We start from the raw sequence: 22,424 nt of genomic DNA, 5'->3' as shown, positions 1-22,424 counted from the left end.
TGAGGGGACGTGTTGCATGCAAAGGTGCAACGAGGTGCGCCAGATTGGGGCGCACCCGGAGGATTCACCGGCGGCGCATCAGGCCGATGAAAAACAGGCCGCCGAGGGCTGCGGTGGCAACGCCGATGGGCAGGTCTTCCGGGGCAATCAGTGTGCGTGCGGCGACGTCCACCCAGACGAGGAAAACGCTGCCGAGCAACACGCACACCGGCAGCAGACGCCGATGCTCGGCACCGATCAGGCGCCGGGCAATGTGCGGCACCATCAGCCCGACAAAACCGATGGAGCCGCTGATCGATACCAGCACCCCGGTCATCAGCGAAGCGATCACGAACACCCGCAGACGCACCGCCCGGGCATTCAGGCCGAGGGTGACGGCGGTCTGTTCGCCGGCCATCAAGGCGTTCAGCGGACGGGCCATGCCGATCAGCAGAATCAGGCCGAGCAACACGCTCAGCGCCGGCACGGCCAACAATTCCCAGCGTGCCAGACCGAGGCCGCCGAGCATCCAGAACATCACTGCCGAACTGGCCCGGTGATCGCCCATGAACAGCAGCAGATTGGCGATCGCCATCATCACGAACGACACCGCCACGCCGCACAGCAGCAGACGATCACTGTCCAGCCGACCCTGCCGGCTGGCGATGCCCAGCACCAGAAACATGCTCAACAATGCGCCAATGAACGCGGCGATCGGCAAAGTCAGCAGGCCGACGATTTCACCGACGTGCAGCACCACGATCACTGCACCGAGCGTGGCACCGGAAGTGACGCCGAGCAGATGAGGATCGGCCAGCGGATTGCGCGTCACCGCTTGCAGCACCGCGCCGATCAACGCCAGCCCGGCGCCGACCAATGCACCGAGCAGCATGCGCGGCACGCGGATCAGCCAGACGATGTGTTCCTGGCCAGCGCTCCAGTCCGGCGCGCCGAGGCCGAACAGCTTGTGCAGCAGAATCCGCCACACCACGTCCACCGGCACCCGCGCCGGGCCGAAGCCCAGCGACACCACGCACGACACCAGCAGCACCGCGCCGAGGGCAATCAGCAGCCAGCCGTAACCACGATTGATCATTCGCCGTGGAACCCTTTGGCCAGGGTTTCAACCGCCAGCACGTTGTCGATCCCCGGCGTGGCCTGCACGTAAGGGATGACGATGAAGTGCTGGTTCTTGATCGCGTCCACCGATTGCAGCGCCTTGTTCTTGAGCAGGAATTCAATCTTCTGCTCGGCGGTGATTTCGCTGTAGTCGACGATCACGATCACCTGCGGATTGCGCTCGACCACGGTTTCCCAGTTGACCCGGGTCCAGCTCGCTTCGACGTCATCGAGAACGTTGCGCCCGCCAGCGGCGTCGATCAGCGCTTGCGGCATGCCGAGGCGGCCGGAGGTCATGGCGCGGTCCTCGCCGCTGTCGTACAGGAACACCCGCGGTTTCTCGGCGGGCAGGTCTTTGCGGATGTCCGCAACCTGACTTTGCATGTCAGCGATCAGCGCGTTGGCGCGATCCTGCACGTCGAAGATTTTGCCGAGGTTGCGCAGGTCGTTGTAGGTGTCGTCCAGCGTGGCGGCCGGTCGCTTCATCACGAAGGCGCAGGATTCGGTCAGCTCATAGACGTTGATGCCCAGCGGTTGCAAGGTCTGCGGCGTGAGATCGCCACCCACGCGCATGCCGTAATCCCAGCCGGCGAAGAAAAAATCGACGTTGGCGTTGAGCAGGGTTTCCACCGACGGGTACTTGGCTGCCAGTTCCGGCAGACCGTCGAGCAGCGACTGCATTTGCGGTGTCACCGACTTCCAGCCACTCACGCCGCTGTAGCCGGCCATTTTCGACTTGAGGCCGAGGGCGAGCATCATCTGGGTCATGTTGATGTCGTGGCTGACCGCGTGTCTGGGCGCTTCCTTGAAGGTCACTTCGCGGTTGCAGCTGTGGATCGTCAACGGGTACCGGGTGGCCTCGGCGAAGGCGTGGGTGGTGCCCAGCAACAGAGCGAGGCAAAGCAGGGAGCGCACAGTCATGGTCGGGTTATCCAGGTGATTCGCGGGTAGCCGTGGAGGGGGTGAGGATCGATCAATGCTTCGACGCCGAACACGTCGCGCAGCAGGTCGACGGTCAGGACTTGTTGCGGCGTGCCGCTGGCGACGATGCGACCGTGGTTGATCACATACAACCGGTCGCAGAATGCGGCGGCCAGGTTCAGGTCGTGAATGCTCGCCAACGTGCCGATCTGCAAACGCTTGACCAGTTGCAGAAGCTCCAGCTGATAGCGCGGGTCGAGGTGGTTGGTCGGCTCGTCGAGGATCAGCAGTTGCGGTTGCTGGGTCAGGGCGCGGGCCAGGATCACCCGTTGTTTTTCGCCGCCGGACAGCGTGGCGAAGGCGTGATCTTCGAAGCCATCGAGTCCCACCGATTTGAGGGCCTGGGTGGCGACCTGGCGGTCTTCCAGCGTGTCGCCGTCGAACAGGCCTTTGTGCGGCGTGCGGCCCATGGCAACCACTTCTTCGACGGTCAGGCCGAAGGCATCCGGGAATTCCTGCAGAACCACGGCGATGCGTTGCGCGCACCAGCGTGAAGATTGCTTCCAGACGTTGTGGTGATCGAGTCTGACCTCACCGCGTTCCGGCTGACTGAAGCGATAGGCGCAGCGCAACAGACTGGTCTTGCCGCTGCCATTGGGCCCGATCAGCCCGACAAACTCACCGGCGGCCACGTGCAACGAGGCGTCACGCAGCTGGAACTGGTGATGGCAGTGATCGTGGCCCAAGGGTGACCAGGCGAGATCGGTGAGGGACAGTGAGGTCATGTGTTGTTCAGCTTGAAGTCCATGAAGTGAATCCGGCCGTTCCATCGCCCGCAGTCGGTCAGCGCAAAAGAAAGCCCGCAGCGTGGACGGCGGGCAATGAGCTGAAATTTGGTTATACAGTAACACTTAAATCGGCCGAATATCAGGTCCGGCAGTTTAAGGACTTGTCTGAAACCTGCATCTCGCCAGTCTCATGATGAAGTTGAGGCAGATTCAGCTTGTCGGCCCAGGCGCGACAGCAGCAGTCGATCCAGCACCCACACCACCACCAGCGAAGCGCCCACCAGTGGAAACACCACCGCCAGCACCAGCATGATCGCCACCCCGGTTTTCCACTTCGGCAGATCGTGGCGCAGCGGCGGCACGCCGAACTTGCCCTGTGGCCGGCGCTTCCACCAGATCACCACGCCGCTGACGGCACTGAGCAGGATCATCAGGCAGATCAGCAGCACGATGATCTGGTTGAAGGTGCCGAACATCTTGCCTTCATGGAGCATCACGCCGATCTCGGTAGCGCGGGCAACAGCGCCGTATTGCTCGAAACGCACGTCGGCGAGGACCTTGCCGGTGTACTGATCGATGTGCAGGGTCGCGTCGTTGCGTGGGTCGTCGGCGAACACGGCGATGGTGAATACGCCGGTGGCAGTGGTCGGCAGGGTGATGCTGTAGCCCGGCTCGACCTGGCGCTCAACGGCGATGTTCTGCACGTCCTGCAGGCGGATGGTCGGTGCGGCCGGCCCGTGTTGCATGCCGCCGTGGGCCATGTGTTCGGCGTGGTCGCCCGACATCGGCATCGGAGTGTTTTCCATCGCCCAGGGCACAGTCTGGCGGGCGGCGTTGTTGAGGCTGCCGGCCTCGACGTCGGAGGTCGGCATGTTGTCCCACATCGCCGCCGGGAACACGTTCCACACCTGGGCGTACTGCTTGCCCCAGAAGCCGGTCCAGGTCATGCCGCTGAGCAGCATCACCAGCAGCAATGCCGCGCCCCAGAAACCGGTGACCGCGTGCAGGTCACGCCACAGCACGCGGCCGCGACTGCTCAGGCGCGGCCACAGAATCCCCGCGGCCTGACCGCGCGGCCACCACAGGAAAACCCCGGATACCACCAGCACCACGCCCCAGCCAGCGGCCATTTCGATCAGTCGGTCACCGACGGTGCCGATCATCAGTTCGCCATGGATCGCCCGTGCGATGGCTTGCAGGTTCTGCCTGGCATCCTGCTCGCCGAGGATGTCGCCGTGGTACGGATCGACGAACACGTTCAGCTCATGGCCGGCATTCTTCACCACGAATTGCGCGCTGCGTTCGGCGTTCACGGGTGGCAGGTACTGGGTGACCTGGCCTTGTGGATAAGCGCTTTTGACCTTTTGCAGCAAGTCATCGGCCGGCACCGTGTGATGCCCGGCGGGGACGTTCAGCAGGCTGCTGTACATCAGCGAATCGAGCTGCGGCTTGAACAGGTAAATGATGCCGGTCAGGGCCAGCATCACCATGAATGGCGCGACGAACAATCCGGCATAAAAATGCCAACGCCAGGCCAGGTTGTAGAAATTCGGTTTGGGCTGTTTCATCACGAGTGCTCCGCTTGGCTTGGATCTTCTAGTTGTTCTGCAACCCTTGTGGGAGCGAGCTTGCTCGCGAAGGGGGCGGCACATCCAACATAAATGCCGCCTGATACACCGCCTTCGCGAGCAAGCTCGCTCCCACAGGGGGAAGGGTTAGAAACTCATGTCCACCTTGGTCCAGAGCGTGCGCCCCGGCTCATTGATCGCTTGCGGGTCGTTGGCCGGGTAGCCGAACCCGGCGTTGCCCGCCAGGTTCAGGTGTTCGGCGTAAGCCTTGCCGAACAGGTTGTCGACGCCAGTACTGACCTTCCAGTTTTTGTTGATCCGGTAGGCACCGTTGAGCGAGAACACGCCGAAGCCCGAACTCTTGTCGTAATCCTTGCCGACCACGTTGCCCTTGTTCCGGTCGATCCGGTTTTGCGCGGCAACCACCCTCCACAGTGCGCCGGCGCTCCAGTTATCTTCGCTGTAGGTCAGGCCGAAACGGGCATCCAGCGGCGGCATCTGCGGCAGGGCCTTGCCGTCGCTGCTGTTCTTGCCCCAGGCGTAGGCCAGGGTCGCATCGGCTTTCCAGTTGTCGGTGAGCTTGTAAGCGGCACCGAGTTCACCGCCCATGATCCGCGCGTCGATGTTCTCGGCGCGGGAAGTGCTCATGCCCATCATCCCCGGGGTGTAGTCGAACAGGATGTAGTCGCGCACCTGGCCGATGTAGCCCGAGGCCCAGGCTTCGAGGTCGGCGCTCTTGTAGTTCACGCCGAAGTCGAGCTGAGTGGTCTTTTCCGGCTTGATCGAATCGAACGCATTGACCGAGCCGGCCGGGCCGGACTTGGGCGAAAACAGCTCCCAGTAATCCGGGAACCGTTGCGCGTGGCCGAGACCGGCGTAGAGCGTGGTCGGGCTGTCGGCGAGGTCATGCTCGTAACGGATGAAGCCGCTCGGCAAGGTGTCGGCACGGGTATCGCCGGCGGTCGGGTTCGGCCGGGACATCATTCCTGAGCCGGTGGTCTGCCGGAAATCCCTGGCCGAGGCGCGGTCGACCCGGGCGCCGGTGATCAGCCGGTCGCGGTCGGCGGCGTACCAGGTCATTTCGCTGAACACGCCGTAGTTATGGAAGTCGGCGTCCTTGGTGAACGGCTGATCCTTGTAGGTATCGATACCCATGCCGCTGCGCTGACGGTGTTCGTTGGTCTGCGCGTCGAGGCCGGTGATCAGCTGGATATCGGCCCAGCGCCAGCTCGCCTTGATCCGCGCGCCGAGGGTGCGGCGGTCGACGTTGGACGCCATGGGCCCTGCCATCATCCCGGTGCCGGACGGCGTGCGCAGGGTGTAGTTGTCCATCACGTGGTCGGCGTAGTTGTAGTAGACCTGGGCTTCGAGCTTCTCCAGCACGTCGGTGATGTTGGATTTCTCGACGCGCAGACCGAGGCTTTCGCGCAGGAATTGCGAGCCGTCCATGCCGCGTCCGGCGTAGCGTGCTTCACCGTCGCCCTTGCCGGCGGTCAGCTCGATCAGGGTGTCGGCGTCCGGGGTCCAGCCCACCGCTACATCGCCGTTCCACTTGTCATAGCGCGAGGCAACGATGTCGTTGTTGCCGTCGCGGTAATCGTCGGAGTGCGCTGTGTTGCCGATCACCCGCACGTAGCCCAGCGAGCCGCCGGCTGCCGCATCGACGACTTTGTCGAAGCGTCCGTGAGAGCCGGCCAGTACGCTGGCGTTCACGCGGGTGCCGAGTTCGCCGAAGCTTTCCGGCTCGCGGTCGAAGAGGATCGTGCCGGCCGAGGCGCCCGGTCCGTAGAGCACGGTTTGCGGGCCTTTGATCACCGTGAGCTTGTCGTAGGTCTCGGGCGAAATGTACGAGGTCGGCGCGTCCATCCGGCCGGGGCACGCACCGAGCATCATGCTGCCGTTGGTGAGGATGTTCAGGCGCGAACCGAACATGCCGCGCAATACCGGATCACCGTTGGTGCCGCCGTTGCGCACCAGGGCGAAGCCGGGAATGGTCTTCAGGTAGTCGCCGCCATCGCTGGCCGGCACTGGTTGGCGCGGGTCTTTCGGATTGGTGACGATGGTCAGCGGCGAGCTCGGGGCGATGGCGGTGATCACCGTCGGGCTCAATTCGTCAGCGTGGCCGGCGTGTTCGTCGGCATGGACCAGCGGGGACAGCAGGACGCCGCAAAGGACGGCGCCAGCGTGCCTGAAACGAACACGGGACTCGTTCAGGGCAAAGGACGCCGGGGCAGAACTCAAGCGTGGGACAGCAGAAAACCTGGACATGACAATTTCCATCAAACAGTCGTAAACGACACGGCCGGCAGCCTGAAGCTGTCTTCTCAACCGTGTGCAATCAGAGTCAGGTGTTTACGCTGCGACGGGCGGGGCGCGGGTGCGGGCGCCGGGGAAGAAGGTCTGCCGGGCATGGCCCAGACGCGGGGAGGGTGGGGTGAAGGTGTTGACGAGAGGAATGCTGAAAGTGGCGAAGCTGCCGCCGCCAGTCAGCGCCGGGCAATTGAACAGCAGGCTGCAATAGCCGCATTTTTCCCACAGCACGTGGTGCGAGGATTGTGACGGACAGTGTTCGGCGGTGGGCTGTGCACCGTGCCCGGAATGATCCATCCCCGGCATGTCCATCGACATGTCCATGCTCATCGGCATGGAGGTCGAGGCGTGCTGATCCATCGGCATCGACTGGGAAATCAGCGGGCCGATGAAGATCATCAACATGGCGAACAGGGCGATCCAGCTGCCGCGTGTCAGATGTTCAGTCTGACGGCGTTGCAGGGAGGGCCTGGCGCTCAGGGGGCGCATGGGCGGAGTCTGCCGGAACGGTTACTGGGCGTGCGCGTGGGCTTGCGTGGCTTCCGACGGCTTCTTCTGCACGGCAACTTCGACGGTCACGTCACCGGCCTTCTCGAAGTGCATCGTCAGCGGGAAGCGCTTGCCGTCAGTCAGCAGGCTGCGGTCGGTCGGATTCATCAGCATCACGTGATAGGCCATCGGCGCGAAGGTCACGTTTCCGCCGGCCGGGATGGCCACGTTCGGCACCTGTTGCATCTTCATCAGATCGCCCTGCATCACGTGCTCGTGCAGTTCGGCCGTCGGGGCGATCGGCGAGTCGACGCTGAGCAGGCGGTCAGCCGTCTTGCCGGCGTTGTGAATGATGAAATACGCGGCAACGGTTGGCGCGTTCGGCGGCAGTTCCTGCGACCACGGGTGGGCGATTTCCAGCTCGCCGGCCTTGTATTCGTGGGCATGGGCGAAGCACGCCGGCAGCAACAGCGCAGCGATGACGATGAATTTGTTCAACATGACAGTTCTCCAGAACGATTTGAAACGCAGGTCAAATGCGGGAACAAATCAAACCAGAGGGGACGCGCGGGGATTGAGGCTCGGCCATTGCTGGCGCGGTGTCGGAGTTTGCAGCAAGGCGGGCGCCACGCTGCGATTGCTTTCGTATTGGGCGAAATACAGCTGCGGCGAGTGCCCCGGCAACGCCACCACCGGCGCCGATCCGGAACAGCACCAGCAATGCTGCATGGTCGAATGACTGTCACCGCTCTGCGGCGCTTTCTGATCGAGGCTGCCGATGTCGATCGCCACCATCTTCGTCCCGCTGCCGGTGCAGAAACTGCTCCACAGCAACTGCTCGGCCGGCGTCTGCGCCGCCTGTGCCATCGCTCCCGTCAACGGCATGGCAAGCATGTTGAACAGCACTGCGAAGCAGGCGATCCAGGCAAATGCGAGCCGGTGTCGGTTCATGGGACAGATCCGTAGGGTGGGCGATCAGGCGCGGCTATTTAGCCTGATCAGGGCCGATAAGTAAAAAAGCGTCGTGCGGTTTGGTGTCGCAGAGGATTCAGCCTGCTACGGCATGCAACCGCAAACCCAGTGCCTTCATGACTTTCATGATAGTCGCGAATTCCGGATTTCCAGTGCTGCTCAGCGCTTTATAAAGGCTTTCGCGACCCAGGCCTGCATCTCGTGCAACCTGAGTCATGCCTTGGGCACGGGCAATGTCATTAAGCGCTGCACGGATAAGAACGCCATCGCCAGCATCTTCGTCAAAACAGGCGTCCAGGTAAGCCGCCATTTCCTCCGGCGTTTTAAGAAACTCTGCAGCGTCGAAGCGAGTGAATTTTTCGAACATTGGAATCGCGTCCCGAGGCAGGTTGATATTGCAAAACGTATGCTCGGGAGACTGCTGCAGGTAGTCAGTCGGGCTTTAAGTTGTTGTGCGTAGCGTCCGATTGACTGGTAGGACTCAAGTTTTTCGCTGTGAGAGCCGGCGCCATCGCGGGCAAGCCCGCTCCTACAGGATTAGCGCTGGACATCAGTTTTGTGATCGGCGTTAACCACTGTGGGAGCGGGCTTGCCCGCGAAGGCGTACTCAAGAGCGCAAAAGGCTCAGGGCTGTAAGTTGATGGTGAGTGCGCTGATGGCTTCATCCACCGTCGCAAATTCCCGATCAACCCCCGCCAACTCCGGCCGCTTCAACACCATCACCGGCACCCCAAGCTCCCGTGCCACTTCCAGCTTCGGCTCGGTCGCGGTGCTGCCGCTGTTCTTGCTGATCAGCACGTCGATCTGCCGGCGTTCGAACAGCGCCCGTTCATCCTCCAGCAGAAACGGTCCACGGGCGCCGATGACTTCGCAGCGTTCGTTGCCGGGGTAGACGTCGAGGGCGCGAAGAGTCCAGAACTGGTGCGCAGGGATTTCGTCGAGGTGTTGCAGCGGTTCGCGGCCAAGGGTGAACAGCGGGCGATGGAACGGGGCGAGAGCGGTGATCAGTTCCGCCCAGTCGGCAACTTCGCGCCAGTCATCGCCCGGCTGTGGTTGCCACGCCGGGCGGCGCAGGGCCCAGCAGGGAATGCCGGTGAGTTGCGCAGCGGTGGCGGCGTTGTGGCTGATTTGCGCGGCGTACGGATGGGTGGCGTCGAGCAAAAGCGTGATGCCTTCGTCGCGAATGAACTGCGCCAGACCTTCCGCTGCGCCGTAGCCGCCGACGCGCACCTGACACGTCAGATCGGTCGGCACCCGGCCCACCCCGGCCAGGCTGTAAATGTGTTCCGGCCCCAAGGTGCGCGCGATGGCTAACGCTTCAGTCACGCCGCCCAGCAACAGAATCCGTTTCATACAAAAGCCCCCGCATGGCCGACGATGCCGCCCTGACGATCGATCGCAAACACTTCGACCTGAACCTGCGCCGGCACCACGCTGCGGGCAAATTCAAGAGCATGGCGGCAGACCTCATCACCCAGCGCAACACCCGCCGCACTGGCCATCGCCAACGCCTGCTGGCTGGTGTTCGCCCCGCGAATGGCTTGCTGCAACGCGTCGTCAGCGCCAATCGCCGCCGCCCACTCGGCCAGTTGTGGCAGGTCGATGCTCGAATGACGCGAGTGCAGGTCCATGTGCCCGGCCGCCAGCTTGCTGATCTTGCCGAAGCCGCCGCACAGGCTGAGTTTATCCACAGGCACTTTGCGCAGATGCTTGAGCACGGCGCCGACGAAGTCGCCCATTTCGATCAGGGCGATTTCCGGCAGGTCGTAAACCCGGCGCATGGTGTCTTCGCTGGCGTTGCCGGTGCAGGCGGCGATGTGCAGGTAGCCGTTGGTTTTCGCGACGTCGATGCCTTGATGAATCGAGGCGATGTAGGCCGCGCAGGAAAACGGCCGGACGATGCCGCTGGTGCCGAGGATCGACAGGCCACCGAGAATGCCCAGGCGCGGGTTCATGGTTTTCAGCGCCAGGGCTTCGCCGCCCTCGACGTTGACCGTTACCTCGAAGCCGCCGCGATAGCCGGTTTCTTCGGCGAGCAGGGTCAGGTGATCGCTGATCATCTTGCGCGGTACCGGGTTGATCGCCGGTTCGCCGACGGCCAGCACCAGCCCCGGGCGAGTCACGGTGCCGACGCCTTTACCGGCAATGAAGCGGATTCCCGGCTCGGCTGTCAGTTGCACGCGGGAGTAAAGCAGGGCGCCGTGCGTCACGTCCGGGTCGTCACCGGCATCCTTGAGGGTTCCGGCTTCAGCGCCGTTCTCGGTCAGCCGGCAGAACTCCAGGCGCATCTGCACCTGCTTGCCCTTGGGCAACGCGATCTGCACGGCGTCGGCCGATGGGCCGCCGAGCAGCAGGCGAGCCGCGGCGAGGCTGGTGGCCGTGGCGCAACTGCCGGTGGTCAGGCCGCTGCGCAGGGGCGCGGGTTGCTCGGCGGTTTCGTCACGCATCGAAGGGTTTGACCAGATCGAGCAGGGTGATCGGCAACGCCTGGCGCCAGGTGTCGAACTCGCCCAGCGGCTGCGCCTGGGCAATGTGGATGCGGGTCAACTCACCGCCATGGCGTTCGCGCCAGTTCATCAAAGTCATTTCGCTTTGCAGGGTCACGGCGTTGGCGACCAGTCGGCCGCCAGGTTTGAGTTGTTCCCAGCAGGTGTCGAGCACGCCGTCGCGGGTGACGCCGCCGCCAATGAAAATCGCGTCCGGACGCTCCAGTCCTGCGAGGGCCTGAGGAGCACTGCCGCGAATCAGTTGCAGGCCGGGAACCCCCAGCGCATCGCGGTTGTGTTCGATCAGCTGCTGGCGACCGTCATCGGCCTCGATGGCCAGCGCACGGCAGCTCGGGTGAGCGCGCATCCACTCGATACCGATCGAGCCGCTACCGGCGCCGACGTCCCACAGCAATTCGCCCGGTGTCGGGGCGAGGCGAGCGAGGGTGATTGCGCGCACGTCGCGTTTGGTCAGTTGGCCGTCATGCCGAAAGGCGGAGTCCGGCAGGCCGGCCAGGCGGGACAGGCGAGGTGTCTGCGGATCGGCCAGGCATTCGATGGCGATCACGTTGAGGTCGGCAACGCGCGGATCGTTCCAGTCGTTGGCGGTGCCGTCGATCCGGCGCTCGGCGTTGCCGCCCAGATGTTCCAGAACACTAAGGCGACTGGCGCCGAATCCACGTTCGCGCAGCAATGCCGCAACCGCTGCCGGGCTTTGGCCGTCATTGCTCAGCAGCAACAGGCGCACGCCGCTGGACAACTGACTATTGAGGGCCGCCAGCGGGCGAGCCACCAGCGACAGTACGCTGACGTCCTGCAACGGCCAGCCCAGTCGGGCTGCTGCCAGCGAGCACGAAGACGGCGCCGGCAGGACCAGCATCTCGGCCCCCGGAACCTGACGCGCCAGACTCGCGCCAACGCCGTAGAACATCGGATCACCGCTGGCCAGCACGCACACCGCTTCGCCACGGCGCTCAAGCACCGGGGCCAGGGAAAACGGGCTCGGCCACAACTGGCGCTCGCCACGGATGCACACCGGCAACAGATCCAGCTGACGCTGACCGCCGATGATCCGCGAAGCGCCCATCAGGGCGCGCCGGGCATTCTTGCCCAGGCCCTTGAAGCCGTCTTCACCGATTCCTACTACTGTCAGCCAGGGTGACATCTGTAGTCCCTCAAAAAAGTGTCCGCAAACGCGCCGTTCCGACGGGCAGACTTTTCATGCCGTCGGACAAAGCAGGCATAATACCGCGCCTTCGTCCGCGAAGCGCCTTTCCCACAGAGCTGCCAGCCCTTGAACGAACGCCCGATGTCCAACGCCATACGCCCCTCGGCCTGCCCGGGGTTGCTGCGTATCGTCCAGGCGCTGGATGGCGGGATCTGCCGGATCAAGCTCGATGGCGGTTCGATCACGGCCGATCAGGCCGATGCGGTGGCCAATGCCGCCGAGCGATTTGCCGGCGGGGCGATCGAGGCGACCAACCGGGGCAATCTGCAGATTCGTGGCATCGGCGATCAGTCCGCCGCGCTGATCGACAGCCTGCTGGCCGCCGGTCTCGGGCCACGAACCCCGGCGGGCGACGATGTGCGCAACCTGATGCTCAGCCCGGCTGCCGGCATCGACCGGCAGATGCGCTTCGATACCCGTCCATTGGCCGGGCAGATCCTCGAGACTTTGCAAAGCCATCCGCGCTTCCATGAACTGAGCGCCAAGTTCGCCGTGCAACTGGACGGCGGTGAAGCGCTGGCGATGCTCGAACATCCCCATGACTTGTGGCTGTCGGCATTCAAAAGCGGTGAAGACACGCTGTTGGCGTTCGGTCTGGCGGGTTGTCCGACGGACCGGCCGCTGGCTGCCGTGGCGCTGGCGGATGGGCATGCGCTGGTGGTTGCGGTGCTGGAGCTGTTCCTCGATCTGGCCCGGCCGGAGCAGACGCGAATGCGTCATCTGCTGGATGAATGCGCGGCGCCGGTGTTCCTCGAAAAACTCGGTCAGCGGATCAAACTGCAAGCCGCCATTGATTGGCAGCGCGAAGCCGGACCCGAAGGTTTGCACCTCGGCATTCATCCTCAACTCTCGGCCGGTCAGGTCTATGTCGGTGCTGCACCGGCACTCGGCCGGCTCGATCCGGACATGCTGCGTGGCGCTGCGCAACTGGCCAGAACCTTCGGCGATGGCAGCTTGCGTTTCACCCCTTGGCAGAGTCTGTTGCTGCCCGATGTGCGGGAAACCGATGCGGTTCAAGTGCTCGACAAATTGGCCAGGCTGAACCTGCTGACCCATGTCGAAGACCCGCTGTCGCACCTGATCGCCTGCACCGGCGCCAACGGCTGCGGCAAAGGCCTGGCCGACACCAAACACGATGCCCGCCTGCTGGCTGCACTGTTGCCACACGCCGTGGATGTGCACCTGTCCGGCTGCCCGCGCTCCTGCGCTGCTGCACACCGTGCCCCGGTCACGCTGCTGGCGGTCGGCCCCGGTCACTACGATCTCTATTTCCGCGATGCAGCGCTGCCGGGTTTCGGCGCGCTGCACGCTCACAACCTTACTATCGAAGCGGCCGCGAAACTGCTCGCCGCCCGCTCACGGAGCCCCTTGATGCTTGATTACATCCGCGACGGTCAGGAGATCTATCGCAATTCCTTCGCGATCATTCGCCGCGAGGCCAACCTCGCGCGCATCCCGGCCGACCTGGAAAAACTCGCGGTGCGGGTGATCCACGCCTGCGGCATGGTCGAGGCCATCGACGGGCTGCAATTTTCCGAAGGAGCCGGCAAGGCGGGGCGTGATGCGCTGGCCGCTGGCGCGCCGATCCTGTGCGATGCGCGGATGGTCTCCGAGGGCGTGACCCGTGCGCGCCTGCCGGCCAACAACGAAGTGATCTGCACCCTGCGCGACGACAGCGTGCCGGAGCTGGCGCGTGAGCTGGGCAATACTCGCTCCGCTGCCGCTCTGGAACTGTGGCGTCCGCATCTGGCGGGCAGCGTGGTGGTGATCGGCAACGCGCCGACTGCGCTGTTTTATCTGCTGGAAATGCTCGACGCCGGCGCGCCGAAACCGGCGCTGATCCTCGGCTTCCCGGTCGGCTTCGTCGGCGCTGCCGAATCCAAGGCCGAGCTGGTCGCCAACAGCCGTGGCGTGCCGTTCGTGATCATGCAGGGCCGCCTTGGCGGTAGCGCCATGGCCGCCGCTGCGGTCAATGCCCTCGCCACGGAGATCGAATGATGCAGGCTCAAGGACGTTTGATTGGTCTGGGCGTCGGCCCGGGTGATCCTGAACTGATTACCGTCAAGGCCCTGCGTCTGCTGCGCGAATCGCCGGTGGTGGCGTACTTCGTGGCCAAGGGCAAGAAGGGCAACGCATTCGGCATTATCGAAGCGCACCTGCAGGACGCGCAGAACCTGCTGCCGCTGGTGTACCCGGTGACCACCGAAGTGCTGCCGGCGCCACTGTCCTACGAGCAGGTGATCAGTGATTTCTACGATGACGCGGCAGAGGAAGTGGCCGCGCATCTGGATGCCGGTCGCGATGTGGCGGTGATCTGCGAAGGTGATCCGTTCTTCTACGGCTCCTACATGTACCTGCACGATCGTCTTGCCAGCCGTTACGAAGCCGAAGTGGTGCCGGGCGTCTGCTCGATGCTCGGCGGCGCATCGGTGCTGGGCGCGCCGCTGGTGTATCGCAATCAGAGTCTGTCGGTGCTGTCCGGCGTGCTGCCTCATGACGAGCTCAAGCGTCGCCTGGCCGATGCCGACGCGGCGGTGATCATGAAGCTGGGACGCAACTTTCCAAAAGTGCGTGAGGTGTTGGGCGAGTTGGGCCTGGCCGGGCGTGCGCTGTACGTCGAGCGCGCGACCATGGCCAACCAGAAGATCGTGCCGCTGGATGAGGTCGAGCCGATGTCGTCGCCGTACTTCTCGCTGATCATTGTTCCCGGCGAACGGTGGCAAGGCTGATGACCCATTCCACACCGGCCATCGTCATTCTCGGCCAGGGCGCGCTGGCCACGGCCCGTCGCCTGCAGCAGGTCTATCCGGCTGCACAGATTCATGGACTGAAAGGGCGCGTCGAAGGCGCCGACCTGACCTACAGCGAATTCGGTGCGACCCTGCGTGAGCTGTATCAACAGGACACGCCGATCATTGCCCTGTGCGCGGCCGGCATTGTCATCCGCACCCTGGCGCCGCTGTTGCTGGAGAAAGGCGTCGAGCCACCAGTGCTCGCCGTCGCTGAAGACGGCAGCGCCGTGGTGCCGTTGCTCGGCGGCCTCGGCGGGGTGAATGTCATGGCCCGCGAGATTGCAGCAGCGCTTGAAGTCGCTGCGGCGATCACCACCAGCGGCGAGTTGCGTTTCGGCACCTGTCTGCTCAACCCGCCGGGCGGTTACGCGCTTGGTGATCTTGAGCAGGGCAAGCGCTTTGTCTCCGACTTGCTCGCCGGCCACAGCGTGCGCATTGATGGCGAGGCGCCGTGGCTTGAGCAGGCGCAGCTGCCGGAGGATCCACACGCGCAGCGCTCGATTCATGTGAGCAGCGATGCCCGCGCGGCGAGCGCCAGTGAGTTGCTGATTTATCCGCGCAGCGTAGCGGTGGTGGTCGGTTCAGAAGTGACCGATCTGCCGCGCGCAATTCGCGAGGCGTTGCAGCAGGCCGGTGTGGCGATTCAATCGCTGGCCTGTCTGGTGGCGGCTGATGTTCAGATGGCCAGCCCGGTCTTGCGTGAGGCAGCGCTTGAACTGGCGGTGCCGTTGCGCTTTGTCGCGCCGGCCAGTGACATCGGTGAGCTGGCTCGCGACGCCGTCCCCGACGCTCGAATCATCACGACATCCCAAGACCTTGCCATCGCCGTGGCCGGACAGCCGCTGGACGTTTCGCGGATCGGGCGCCCGCGCGGTCGTCTGGCGGTCATCGGCCTCGGTCCGGGTGCGGCAGAGCTGATGGTGCCGGCGGTGAAAGCCGAACTGGCACGCGCCACCGATGTGCTCGGCTACGAAACCTACGTACGCATGGCCGGCCCGTTCCGCGATGATCAGGTGCAGCATTGCACCGATAACCGCGAAGAAATGCAGCGTGCCCGTCATGCCTTCAGGCTGGCCGCCGAGGGCCGTTCGGTGATTGTCGTTTCATCGGGTGATCCGGGCGTGTTCGCCATGGCGGCGGCGGTACTCGAAGCGTTGCACGAGTCGACGGATCCGGCATGGCACAGCGTCGACCTGGAGATCCTGCCGGGTGTTTCCGCGTCACTCGCCACCGCTGCTCAGGCGGGTGCACCGCTGGGTCACGATTTCTGCGTGATGTCGCTGTCGGACAACCTCAAGCCGTGGTCGATCATCGAGAAACGCCTGGATCTGGCGGCCGAAGCGGATCTGGCGCTGGCGTTCTACAACCCGATCTCCCGTGCCCGCCCTTGGCAACTGGGGCGAGCGCTGGAAATCGTCGCGCAACACCGCACGCCGGAAACGCCGGTGGTATTGGGGCGCGATATCGGCCGGCCAGGGCAGACACTGCGGGTGACAACATTGGGAGCGCTGACCCCGGATCAGGTGGACATGCGCACCATGGTGTTGATCGGCTCATCCACCACTTGCACCTTCCCGCGTGCCGACGGCCGGGAGTGGGTGTATACGCCGCGCTGGTACGGGGAAAAGCCGGCAGGCTGATGCCCCTGGCTTCCAGGGAACGCCAGGCAATAACCGACAAGGCCGCGAATTGAATATTCGCGGCCTTGTCGGTTATTGCCTGCAGGTTTATTGCTGCGATTTCCTCAATGCAAAACGGCTCGCGGTAATCTTTGAAAGTGCGGCTTCCATTTGCCTTCTTTGTGCGTTGAGTTCGCTTCGATTGAGTTTAAGAAACGCACTGCGCTGAATGAGCTTTGCAGAATTTTTGCTCCAGGACCAAAACAGGAAACTGTTCTGCTCGACGCTGGCAACCAGCTCAATATTGAAAATGGCCAGGTGCAGGTCGCCGTTTGAGTCATACCGAGTGGGTGCAACTTGAAAGCGCCGGCCTCTATGGCTCTCGTTATCGAGCGAAAGTAATGCGGGTTTGTCGGGTTTCAGGGCATCCAGAGTGTCCATCATTGCGCTGGCCTGACGGACATCATTCATTTTCTCTGCGCTGAGTACCAGAAAGTCGGCGATGCTTCCATCAAGCACTGTCGTTGTTCTGGTCGTGACAGTACCCTGATGAAGCTTCCAGCCCAGATACATTAACGTGCGTAAATATTCTTCCAGCCAGACTTCAGAATCGGAATAGCGGTTGTGGGCCATGTCGGCTGAACGGGTGGCGACGCGGGTACAGTCAGTCAGGTCGTTATAGTCTTGAAGCGACAAGTTGTCGATGCAAGAAATAATGTTGTGTTGAGTGAGTGCGCCAATTGGAGTCTCATTGTTCATCGTGTTCTCGGTTGTCAAATGGCATTTTCAATGTGCGGTGTATCTTGCAAGCTCCGGACGGTGTTTGAAATGCAGTATTTGTAAGTATTTTGGTTTTTTAGAGTGGCGCGTGAAAGTTAATATGTTGAATTAAGTTGAGGGTGTTCGTTTGGTTGTTCGTCAGTTAGTTTTGTTTGCGCTTGAACAGTGAGCACAAAAAAAACATTACTGGTTTATGGAGTTGGAGTTGTGATGGAAAATACAAAAAACAGCGAACAATGTGTGTCGTTGGTAAAGGCACGTATCGCCAAGCGTCTGGAGTTGGGTGCTGAAGTCATGGGCACTGCTCGTGCCAGGGCCTTTTTCACGGTTGATCCGACCAGTCCGACCAAGGAGCTTGATGCAGTTGTTCTGGCGAACGCGCTGGTGGGTTATGGCGAAAATATTACCCTTGAGAACATGGCAATTATCGAGAATCTGATCAAGTTCGCCAAACTCGAAGCGAGTTTCGAGGTGCCTGGGAATAATCCGGAACAGTGGTACCACGCATTCTTGCAGTGTATGGATGACCTGGGGTGTTTCGTTGCGGATTCCGGCTACACGGTTTATGAAAAGAACGCTGCGACACTGACGATGGATAACGTCGTAGTGGATATCGTTAAATCCGGTATTGCGGCTGCGAAAGCTGCAATTCCAGGTGCTACAGCACTTTCGGCAATCGTTGATACAACACTCGACTCCTTGAAGAAAGAGCCCGAGGCTATCAATCTTTATAATCGCGAAGTGACCAAAGACAAAGGCGTCAGAATGGCGGTCTTGCCGTGCGACCAACTGGCGAACGGTATTATTCTGACTTCCCTGTCGTCGATAGATAGCTCAGGAAGTGAAAGTGAAACTTCGCCGCTGTTTTTCAACTGGAAAACCTCTGGGCGGAGAATCTTTCGCGGCAGTGCCTATCTCACCTTCAATCCTCTGCGTTATTCGGAATTGAAGGCTGACCTGGAGGAGTACCTGGGCGAGCACTTCAAGGCGGCACTGAGCAAGCGTTTTGAACGACGCAAGAAAAAATAACCAATGGTTGCGAAGGCTGGCGAATGTGATCGCCAGCCTTGTTGCGGAGTTAAACAGATGACTTACTCGTTATATGTAAACGCGGGTGTCGTTCTGGCTGTATCGCAGGCGCTGTCCCCCGCCATTAAAAAAGATGTGCTGGATACGGTAGCTTTCGCCACGCTGGCGGCGGACGAGGATTTTCCGGGAGAGCTGAACGACGAACAATGGTTTGGTACCCACTCAGAGATGCTGACTTCCTGTGGCTGGAGTCTGTTTGCTCATGAGATGGATCAGGTGCCATTGATCAAAGGGCAATTTCTTTCAGCAAGGGCCGCTATCGGGCATGTGGCTGAATTGCGATTGCCTGGTCACCAGGCTGCGGTGATCTCGGCTGCATTGGAGGCGCTGGCTTCAGTCACCAGAAGTGGTGAATTGCCCGAGCGATTTAGCCAGCATTGCCTGGTGAGTGACGCTCAGACGTCGTGGCTCAGGGCAATGGTCGGGATCGTTGAAGACGATGGGATTCTTAGCATCGTTTCCGTGTCGTTCAACACTTCGGAACAATCCGGAAAAGGGAAGGTGTCGCCGGATTCTGGTCGACGAGCTACTCGTCTTACTTATGCGGCGCGTTTCAATCGGGATCAGTTTGAAGCATTCCGGCAAGACACGATCGAATGGCTGGCCCAGGAGCCGCAACCCGCGTACATCGAAATCGGCGTGTTTTCGGGTCCAGTGTGAAAACAGGTCAGGTGCGGGCACGTAGTCGTGAACGGCAAGTTCACGACTTTTTCGTTTTATCCGAATGGTCTGGTTGTCTGGATTTTGCATGACGCCAGATTCAGGGCACCAGATAGCCCTTGATGCCGGTAAATATGATCTGGGCCGCCAAGGCACAGACAAACAACCCCATCAGTCGGCTGACAATCTGCAAACCCTGGTCTCCGAGGATCCGCTCGATGCGGTTCGACAGGTACAGCACTACGCCCACCGTGAAGCTGGCCAGCGCGATACTGAGGATCGCTGTGAGCTTGTCGTCCCAATGGGGCTGGCTCACGCCCATCACCAGGAGCGCACCGATGGTCCCGGGGCCAACCGTCAGGGGGATGGTCAGCGGGACTATGGTTACGTCCTGCTGCACGTTATCGGCTTGTACCGCAGACTTGCCCTGGGCCATCCCCAGCGCTGAGATGAACAGCACGCTGCCGGCACCGATACGGAATGCGTCCACGGTAATGCCGAATACGTCGAAAATCACTCGGCCGAACAGATAAAGCAGGACGCTGGATACCAGTGTGGCAATCGCCACTTTCCACGCCAGGCGACGTTGTTCCTTGCGCGAATAACCGCGGGTCAGGCTGATAAAGCAGGACAACACGAAGAACGGGCTGTAGAGCACCAGCATCTTCAGGTAAACGCTGAATAACACGTGGAGCATGGCGCGGGCTCGCTGGCGGGAAAGTCGTGGGCAGTCTATCAGGCGCTATCGGGTCTGTCGGCTTACGACGGTTGAGTTGTTGCGCGGTTCTGTTGATCACGCTGGGCCACCCAGTGCTCGATCAGCTCGCGCAGTTGCGACAGCTCCAACGGTTTGGCCATGTGCCCGTCCATCCCGGCCTGACGCGCACGCTCCTTGTGTTCGGCGAGGATGTGCGCGGTCAGCGCGACGATCGGCGTACGGGTGCGCTGATTGCCGACTTCCCAGGCCCGCAGTTGCTGGGTGGCGGAGAATCCGTCGAGGATCGGCATTTCGCAGTCCATCAATACCAGGTCGTAGCGCTGGGCTTTCATCGCCTGCAAGGCCTCTTCGCCATTGCTGGCGGTGTCGGGCTGCAGGTTGAGTTTGCCAAGCATGCCGCGGATGACCTTGGTCGAAATCGTGTTGTCTTCGGCCACCAGAATGCGGAAATCGCTTGGCACCTTGACCGGCGCTGCGGGACTGGCCGGCTGCGGCTGAAACACTACCTGGCCACGGTTGCGCTGGTTCAGTTCGTCGGCCAGCGTGGTCTTGAGGGTGTAGCCGGCCACCGGTTTGGCCAGGATGCGCTTGATCCCCGAGTTGCGTGCGATGATCTTGCTCGGCGCATTGCTGATGCCGGTGAGCATGATCAGCAGGATGTCGTGGTTCAGGCTCGGGTCTTCCTTGATCTTGGCCGCCAGTTGCATACCGGTCATGCCGGGCATGTTCTGGTCCAGCAGGACCACGTCGAAGTAATCACGAAGGTGCGCCTTGGTGCGCAGCAAGGCCAATGCTTCCTTGCCCGACGGCACGGCGCTGACGTTCAGGCCCCAGGCGCTGCATTGCTGCACCAGCACCTTGCGGCAGGTGTCGTTGTCGTCAACCACCAGCACGCGCGCGCCTTGCAGCGGGCTGTCGAGGTCCGAGGTCGGGTGCTCCAGGCGATCAGGGTCCAGCGGCAGGGTCAGCCACAGCGTACTGCCTTGGTTGGCGCCGCTCTTGATGCCGAATTCGCCCTGCATCAAACGGATCAATTGGCGGGCGATCACCAGCCCGAGATTGCCGCCCAGGCGGTTGGCCGACAGGAAGTGCTTGCTGTGCAGCTCGGCATGCATCAGTGCGTCGCGCTCTTCCTGATCCATGGGCTGGCCGCTGTCCTGAACGGCAATGCGCAGACGTGGCCCGGTGCTGCGTTCGTCGAGGGCGACCACCACCAGCACTTCGCCTTCTTCGGTTTTCTTCAGGGCGTTTTCCAGCAGGCTCAGCAACGTCTGGCGCAGACGCGTCGGGTCGCCGCTGATGACCCGTGGCACTTGCGGCTGGATGAAGCTGATCAGTTCGACGTTCTGTTGCTCGGCCTTGGCGCGGTAGATGCTCAGGCAATCGTCGATCAGCGCGTTGAGGTCGAACTGCACGTCGTCCAGTTCGATCTGCCCGGACTCGAGCCGCGAGATGTCGAGGATCTCGTTGATCAGGGTCAGCAGTTCGTTGCCGGCGCTGTGGATGGTCTGCACGTAGTCGCGTTGTTTGACCGACAGCGGCGTGCCGAGCAGCAGCTCGGTCATGCCCAGTACGCCATTCATCGGCGTGCGGATTTCGTGGCTGATCTTGGCCAGGAATTCGGCCTTGGCATTGATCTCGGCGTTGCTCGCGGCGAGGTCGCGGCTGATGCTGAAACGGCTTTCGGTGATGCTGCGCTGACGTTCGCCGAGAGCGATGCTCATCAACAGGCCACTGATGCAGATAAACCCCGTCAGGACCATGATCAAGCCCTGCGGCGCCACCAGGGTCAGCCCCAGCAAGGCCGGAAGGATGATCAACGTGCCGATGTTGAACACCACCATCGCGGCAACGAACAACCGGGCAGGGCGGTAGCCTTTCTGCCAGTGATAGAAACCCACCAGCAACATGCTCAGCCCGGCCAGGGCCACCAGCGCGTAGGTGATGATGTTCAGCGGCAGGGTGTTGACGAACAATAGCAGCAGGCTGCAGATCACGATGAACAGGATGTCGCCGATCAGCAGCTTGTTCAGCGGATGCGGGCCGAGCGGAGCGAAGAAACGGTAGGCGAACATCAGGCCCGCGGGTGCGGTCAGCAGCAAAGCCAGGTAGGCACCGGGAGTCTGGATCGCGTGCCAGTTCGGCAGCCACGGACCGAGGAGGTTGAGCAACAGCAACAGGCTCAGGCTCAACAGGCCCTCACACACTGCGAGCCACAGGCTGCTGCGCGAGCGGGTGTAGGCGTAGCGGATCAGGTTGTGCAGGATCAGCATCGCCAGACAGCCGAAGAGCAGGCCGTAGATCAGCGTCTGATTGTGATTGGCCGCGGCCATCACCGCCGACTGCAGGGTGATGTACGGGCGCAACTGGTGATCGGAAACCAGTCGCAGGTAAACGTCGAGGGGTTTGTCGCTCTGCGGCAACGGCAGCATGAAGTCGCTGCTCGGCAGCGGTCGCTCCACCTGGGGCTGGGTGGTGCCGGTGTCGCGCTGTTCGATCAGGCGGTCGCCGTCGAGGACATACAGATTGAGGTGCGACAGGTCGGGGGCGAAAATCCGCAGCACTTGTTCGTGCTTGCCGGGTGCCAGTCTGAAGCGCAGCCACAAGGCGCCATCGGGTTCGGCCGCGGTCAGGCGGTCAAGCTCGATAGGACTGAATTGATTGGTGTAGCGGGCGGAGCGGATATCGCTCAGTTGGAGGTTGCCCTGATCGTCAAGCAATACCGACCAGCCACTGCCTTGCGCGGCCTGGGCCGGCAGCATGCAGAGCATGGTCAACAGCGTGACAGTGAAGCCTATGGCAATCCTGAGCCAGCGCACGGCGAAATCCCTTCGTAGGTTGATGCCAGAATATAACGATGCGCAGCGTCGGAACAGTCCGGCAGGGGCGTTGAGCCCCTGCCGGAA

The 22,424-nt window shown here is 62.1% G+C and carries 20 protein-coding genes and 1 pseudogene; 6 read left to right on the top strand and 15 right to left on the bottom strand.

Annotated features, from left to right (window positions below; all coding sequences use genetic code 11):
- Positions 1–64 precede the first annotated feature (64 nt).
- From CAF79_RS26285 to cbiE, 12 genes are all read right to left on the bottom strand, one after another.
- On the bottom strand, positions 65–1,075 hold the full coding sequence (locus CAF79_RS26285; RefSeq protein ID WP_085701007.1) for an iron ABC transporter permease: 1,011 nt from the start codon (positions 1,073–1,075) through the stop codon (positions 65–67).
- Positions 1,072–2,019 (bottom strand): ABC transporter substrate-binding protein, encoded by a 948-nt coding sequence (locus CAF79_RS26280; RefSeq protein ID WP_085701006.1) that lies wholly within the window; start codon positions 2,017–2,019, stop codon positions 1,072–1,074. The genes CAF79_RS26285 and CAF79_RS26280 overlap by 4 nt, the downstream gene beginning before the upstream one ends.
- Positions 2,016–2,804, bottom strand: a complete 789-nt coding sequence (locus CAF79_RS26275) for an ABC transporter ATP-binding protein (RefSeq protein WP_085701005.1) — start codon at positions 2,802–2,804, stop codon at positions 2,016–2,018. Before CAF79_RS26275 ends, CAF79_RS26280 begins: the two co-directional genes overlap by 4 nt.
- Before the next feature lie 191 nt (positions 2,805–2,995).
- Complete coding sequence (locus tag CAF79_RS26270; RefSeq protein WP_085701004.1) at positions 2,996–4,375, bottom strand: PepSY domain-containing protein; 1,380 nt, start codon at positions 4,373–4,375, stop codon at positions 2,996–2,998.
- Between the two features lie 147 nt (positions 4,376–4,522).
- Entirely contained in the window at positions 4,523–6,643 is a 2,121-nt protein-coding gene (locus tag CAF79_RS26265; protein WP_085701003.1) for a TonB-dependent copper receptor, read from the bottom strand.
- A gap of 84 nt (positions 6,644–6,727) precedes the next feature.
- A complete protein-coding gene (locus CAF79_RS26260) occupies positions 6,728–7,174 on the bottom strand; it encodes a DUF2946 domain-containing protein (protein ID WP_085701002.1) in 447 nt (148 codons plus the stop codon).
- A 21-nt stretch (positions 7,175–7,195) separates the two neighbouring features.
- Positions 7,196–7,675 (bottom strand): copper chaperone PCu(A)C, encoded by a 480-nt coding sequence (locus CAF79_RS26255; RefSeq protein ID WP_085701001.1) that lies wholly within the window; start codon positions 7,673–7,675, stop codon positions 7,196–7,198.
- Positions 7,676–7,723: 48 nt separating this feature from the next.
- A complete protein-coding gene (locus tag CAF79_RS26250) occupies positions 7,724–8,125 on the bottom strand; it encodes a DUF2946 domain-containing protein (RefSeq protein WP_085701000.1) in 402 nt (133 codons plus the stop codon).
- 97 nt (positions 8,126–8,222) lie between these two features.
- Positions 8,223–8,513 carry an addiction module antidote protein gene (locus CAF79_RS26245; RefSeq protein WP_085700999.1) on the bottom strand — a complete coding sequence of 97 codons (291 nt, stop codon included), beginning with the start codon at positions 8,511–8,513 and terminating at the stop codon, positions 8,223–8,225.
- Between the two features lie 257 nt (positions 8,514–8,770).
- Positions 8,771–9,499 carry a cobalt-precorrin-6A reductase gene (locus tag CAF79_RS26240; RefSeq protein WP_085700998.1) on the bottom strand — a complete coding sequence of 243 codons (729 nt, stop codon included), beginning with the start codon at positions 9,497–9,499 and terminating at the stop codon, positions 8,771–8,773.
- Positions 9,496–10,593 carry a cobalt-precorrin-5B (C(1))-methyltransferase gene (locus tag CAF79_RS26235; protein ID WP_085700997.1) on the bottom strand — a complete coding sequence of 366 codons (1,098 nt, stop codon included), beginning with the start codon at positions 10,591–10,593 and terminating at the stop codon, positions 9,496–9,498. The genes CAF79_RS26240 and CAF79_RS26235 overlap by 4 nt, the downstream gene beginning before the upstream one ends.
- Complete coding sequence (cbiE, locus tag CAF79_RS26230) at positions 10,586–11,797, bottom strand: precorrin-6y C5,15-methyltransferase (decarboxylating) subunit CbiE (protein ID WP_085700996.1); 1,212 nt, start codon at positions 11,795–11,797, stop codon at positions 10,586–10,588. Before cbiE ends, CAF79_RS26235 begins: the two co-directional genes overlap by 8 nt.
- Before the next feature lie 144 nt (positions 11,798–11,941).
- Between cbiE and cobG the strand changes: the two are divergent.
- The 4 genes and pseudogenes from cobG to cobJ form a co-directional block, all read left to right on the top strand.
- Positions 11,942–13,231: pseudogene (cobG, locus tag CAF79_RS26225) on the top strand (precorrin-3B synthase); the annotation flags it as partial.
- A complete protein-coding gene (locus CAF79_RS29355; RefSeq protein WP_218191889.1) occupies positions 13,232–13,858 on the top strand; it encodes a precorrin-8X methylmutase in 627 nt (208 codons plus the stop codon).
- Entirely contained in the window at positions 13,855–14,589 is a 735-nt protein-coding gene (locus tag CAF79_RS26220; RefSeq protein ID WP_371917944.1) for a precorrin-2 C(20)-methyltransferase, read from the top strand. Before CAF79_RS29355 ends, CAF79_RS26220 begins: the two co-directional genes overlap by 4 nt.
- Complete coding sequence (cobJ, locus tag CAF79_RS26215; protein WP_085700993.1) at positions 14,589–16,292, top strand: precorrin-3B C(17)-methyltransferase; 1,704 nt, start codon at positions 14,589–14,591, stop codon at positions 16,290–16,292. The genes CAF79_RS26220 and cobJ overlap by 1 nt, the downstream gene beginning before the upstream one ends.
- Before the next feature lie 87 nt (positions 16,293–16,379).
- On the opposite strand, the gene CAF79_RS26210 is transcribed toward cobJ, so the two are convergent.
- Positions 16,380–17,030, bottom strand: coding sequence for a hypothetical protein (locus CAF79_RS26210; protein WP_085700992.1), 651 nt, complete (start codon positions 17,028–17,030; stop codon positions 16,380–16,382).
- 231 nt (positions 17,031–17,261) lie between these two features.
- On the opposite strand from CAF79_RS26210, the gene CAF79_RS26205 reads away from it, so the two are divergent.
- Positions 17,262–18,080: a hypothetical protein gene (locus CAF79_RS26205; protein ID WP_085700991.1), complete on the top strand. Its 819-nt coding sequence runs from the start codon at positions 17,262–17,264 to the stop codon at positions 18,078–18,080.
- 57 nt (positions 18,081–18,137) lie between these two features.
- Positions 18,138–18,800, top strand: coding sequence for a hypothetical protein (locus CAF79_RS26200; RefSeq protein ID WP_085700990.1), 663 nt, complete (start codon positions 18,138–18,140; stop codon positions 18,798–18,800).
- A gap of 100 nt (positions 18,801–18,900) precedes the next feature.
- Here the strand turns inward: CAF79_RS26200 and CAF79_RS26195 are convergent, their stop codons facing one another.
- Together CAF79_RS26195 and CAF79_RS26190 are read right to left on the bottom strand one after the other, a co-directional pair.
- The gene (locus CAF79_RS26195; RefSeq protein ID WP_085700989.1) at positions 18,901–19,497 is read right to left on the bottom strand and encodes a MarC family protein; all 597 of its coding nucleotides are present in this window, start codon (positions 19,495–19,497) and stop codon (positions 18,901–18,903) included.
- Between the two features lie 62 nt (positions 19,498–19,559).
- Positions 19,560–22,337, bottom strand: a complete 2,778-nt coding sequence (locus CAF79_RS26190) for a hybrid sensor histidine kinase/response regulator (RefSeq protein WP_085700988.1) — start codon at positions 22,335–22,337, stop codon at positions 19,560–19,562.
- Between the last annotated feature and the right edge of the window lie 87 nt (positions 22,338–22,424).

Origin of the sequence: Pseudomonas sp. B26(2017) (assembly GCF_002113045.1) — a bacterium.
Taxonomy (GTDB): Bacteria; Pseudomonadota; Gammaproteobacteria; order Pseudomonadales; family Pseudomonadaceae; genus Aquipseudomonas.
Note: the sequence above shows the minus strand (reverse complement) of the source record. Positions and strands in the feature narration are given on the sequence as shown.

Excerpts from the sequence above, each read along its gene's own strand:
- CAF79_RS26240 (WP_085700998.1), bottom strand. The coding sequence starts at position 9,499 with ATGAAACGGATTCTGTTGCTGGGCGGCGTGACTGAAGCGTTAGCCATC.
- CAF79_RS26245 (WP_085700999.1), bottom strand. The coding sequence starts at position 8,513 with ATGTTCGAAAAATTCACTCGCTTCGACGCTGCAGAGTTTCTTAAAACG.
- CAF79_RS26220 (WP_371917944.1), top strand. The coding sequence starts at position 13,855 with ATGATGCAGGCTCAAGGACGTTTGATTGGTCTGGGCGTCGGCCCGGGT.
- cobJ (WP_085700993.1), top strand. The coding sequence starts at position 14,589 with ATGACCCATTCCACACCGGCCATCGTCATTCTCGGCCAGGGCGCGCTG.
- CAF79_RS26200 (WP_085700990.1), top strand. The coding sequence starts at position 18,138 with ATGACTTACTCGTTATATGTAAACGCGGGTGTCGTTCTGGCTGTATCG.
- CAF79_RS26250 (WP_085701000.1), bottom strand. The coding sequence starts at position 8,125 with ATGAACCGACACCGGCTCGCATTTGCCTGGATCGCCTGCTTCGCAGTG.
- CAF79_RS26265 (WP_085701003.1), bottom strand. The coding sequence starts at position 6,643 with ATGTCCAGGTTTTCTGCTGTCCCACGCTTGAGTTCTGCCCCGGCGTCC.
- CAF79_RS26205 (WP_085700991.1), top strand. The coding sequence starts at position 17,262 with ATGGAAAATACAAAAAACAGCGAACAATGTGTGTCGTTGGTAAAGGCA.
- CAF79_RS26235 (WP_085700997.1), bottom strand. The coding sequence starts at position 10,593 with ATGCGTGACGAAACCGCCGAGCAACCCGCGCCCCTGCGCAGCGGCCTG.
- cbiE (WP_085700996.1), bottom strand. The coding sequence starts at position 11,797 with ATGTCACCCTGGCTGACAGTAGTAGGAATCGGTGAAGACGGCTTCAAG.
- CAF79_RS26270 (WP_085701004.1), bottom strand. The coding sequence starts at position 4,375 with ATGAAACAGCCCAAACCGAATTTCTACAACCTGGCCTGGCGTTGGCAT.
- CAF79_RS29355 (WP_218191889.1), top strand. The coding sequence starts at position 13,232 with ATGCTTGATTACATCCGCGACGGTCAGGAGATCTATCGCAATTCCTTC.
- CAF79_RS26285 (WP_085701007.1), bottom strand. The coding sequence starts at position 1,075 with ATGATCAATCGTGGTTACGGCTGGCTGCTGATTGCCCTCGGCGCGGTG.
- CAF79_RS26280 (WP_085701006.1), bottom strand. The coding sequence starts at position 2,019 with ATGACTGTGCGCTCCCTGCTTTGCCTCGCTCTGTTGCTGGGCACCACC.
- CAF79_RS26260 (WP_085701002.1), bottom strand. The coding sequence starts at position 7,174 with ATGCGCCCCCTGAGCGCCAGGCCCTCCCTGCAACGCCGTCAGACTGAA.
- CAF79_RS26275 (WP_085701005.1), bottom strand. The coding sequence starts at position 2,804 with ATGACCTCACTGTCCCTCACCGATCTCGCCTGGTCACCCTTGGGCCAC.
- CAF79_RS26210 (WP_085700992.1), bottom strand. The coding sequence starts at position 17,030 with ATGAACAATGAGACTCCAATTGGCGCACTCACTCAACACAACATTATT.
- CAF79_RS26255 (WP_085701001.1), bottom strand. The coding sequence starts at position 7,675 with ATGTTGAACAAATTCATCGTCATCGCTGCGCTGTTGCTGCCGGCGTGC.
- CAF79_RS26195 (WP_085700989.1), bottom strand. The coding sequence starts at position 19,497 with ATGCTCCACGTGTTATTCAGCGTTTACCTGAAGATGCTGGTGCTCTAC.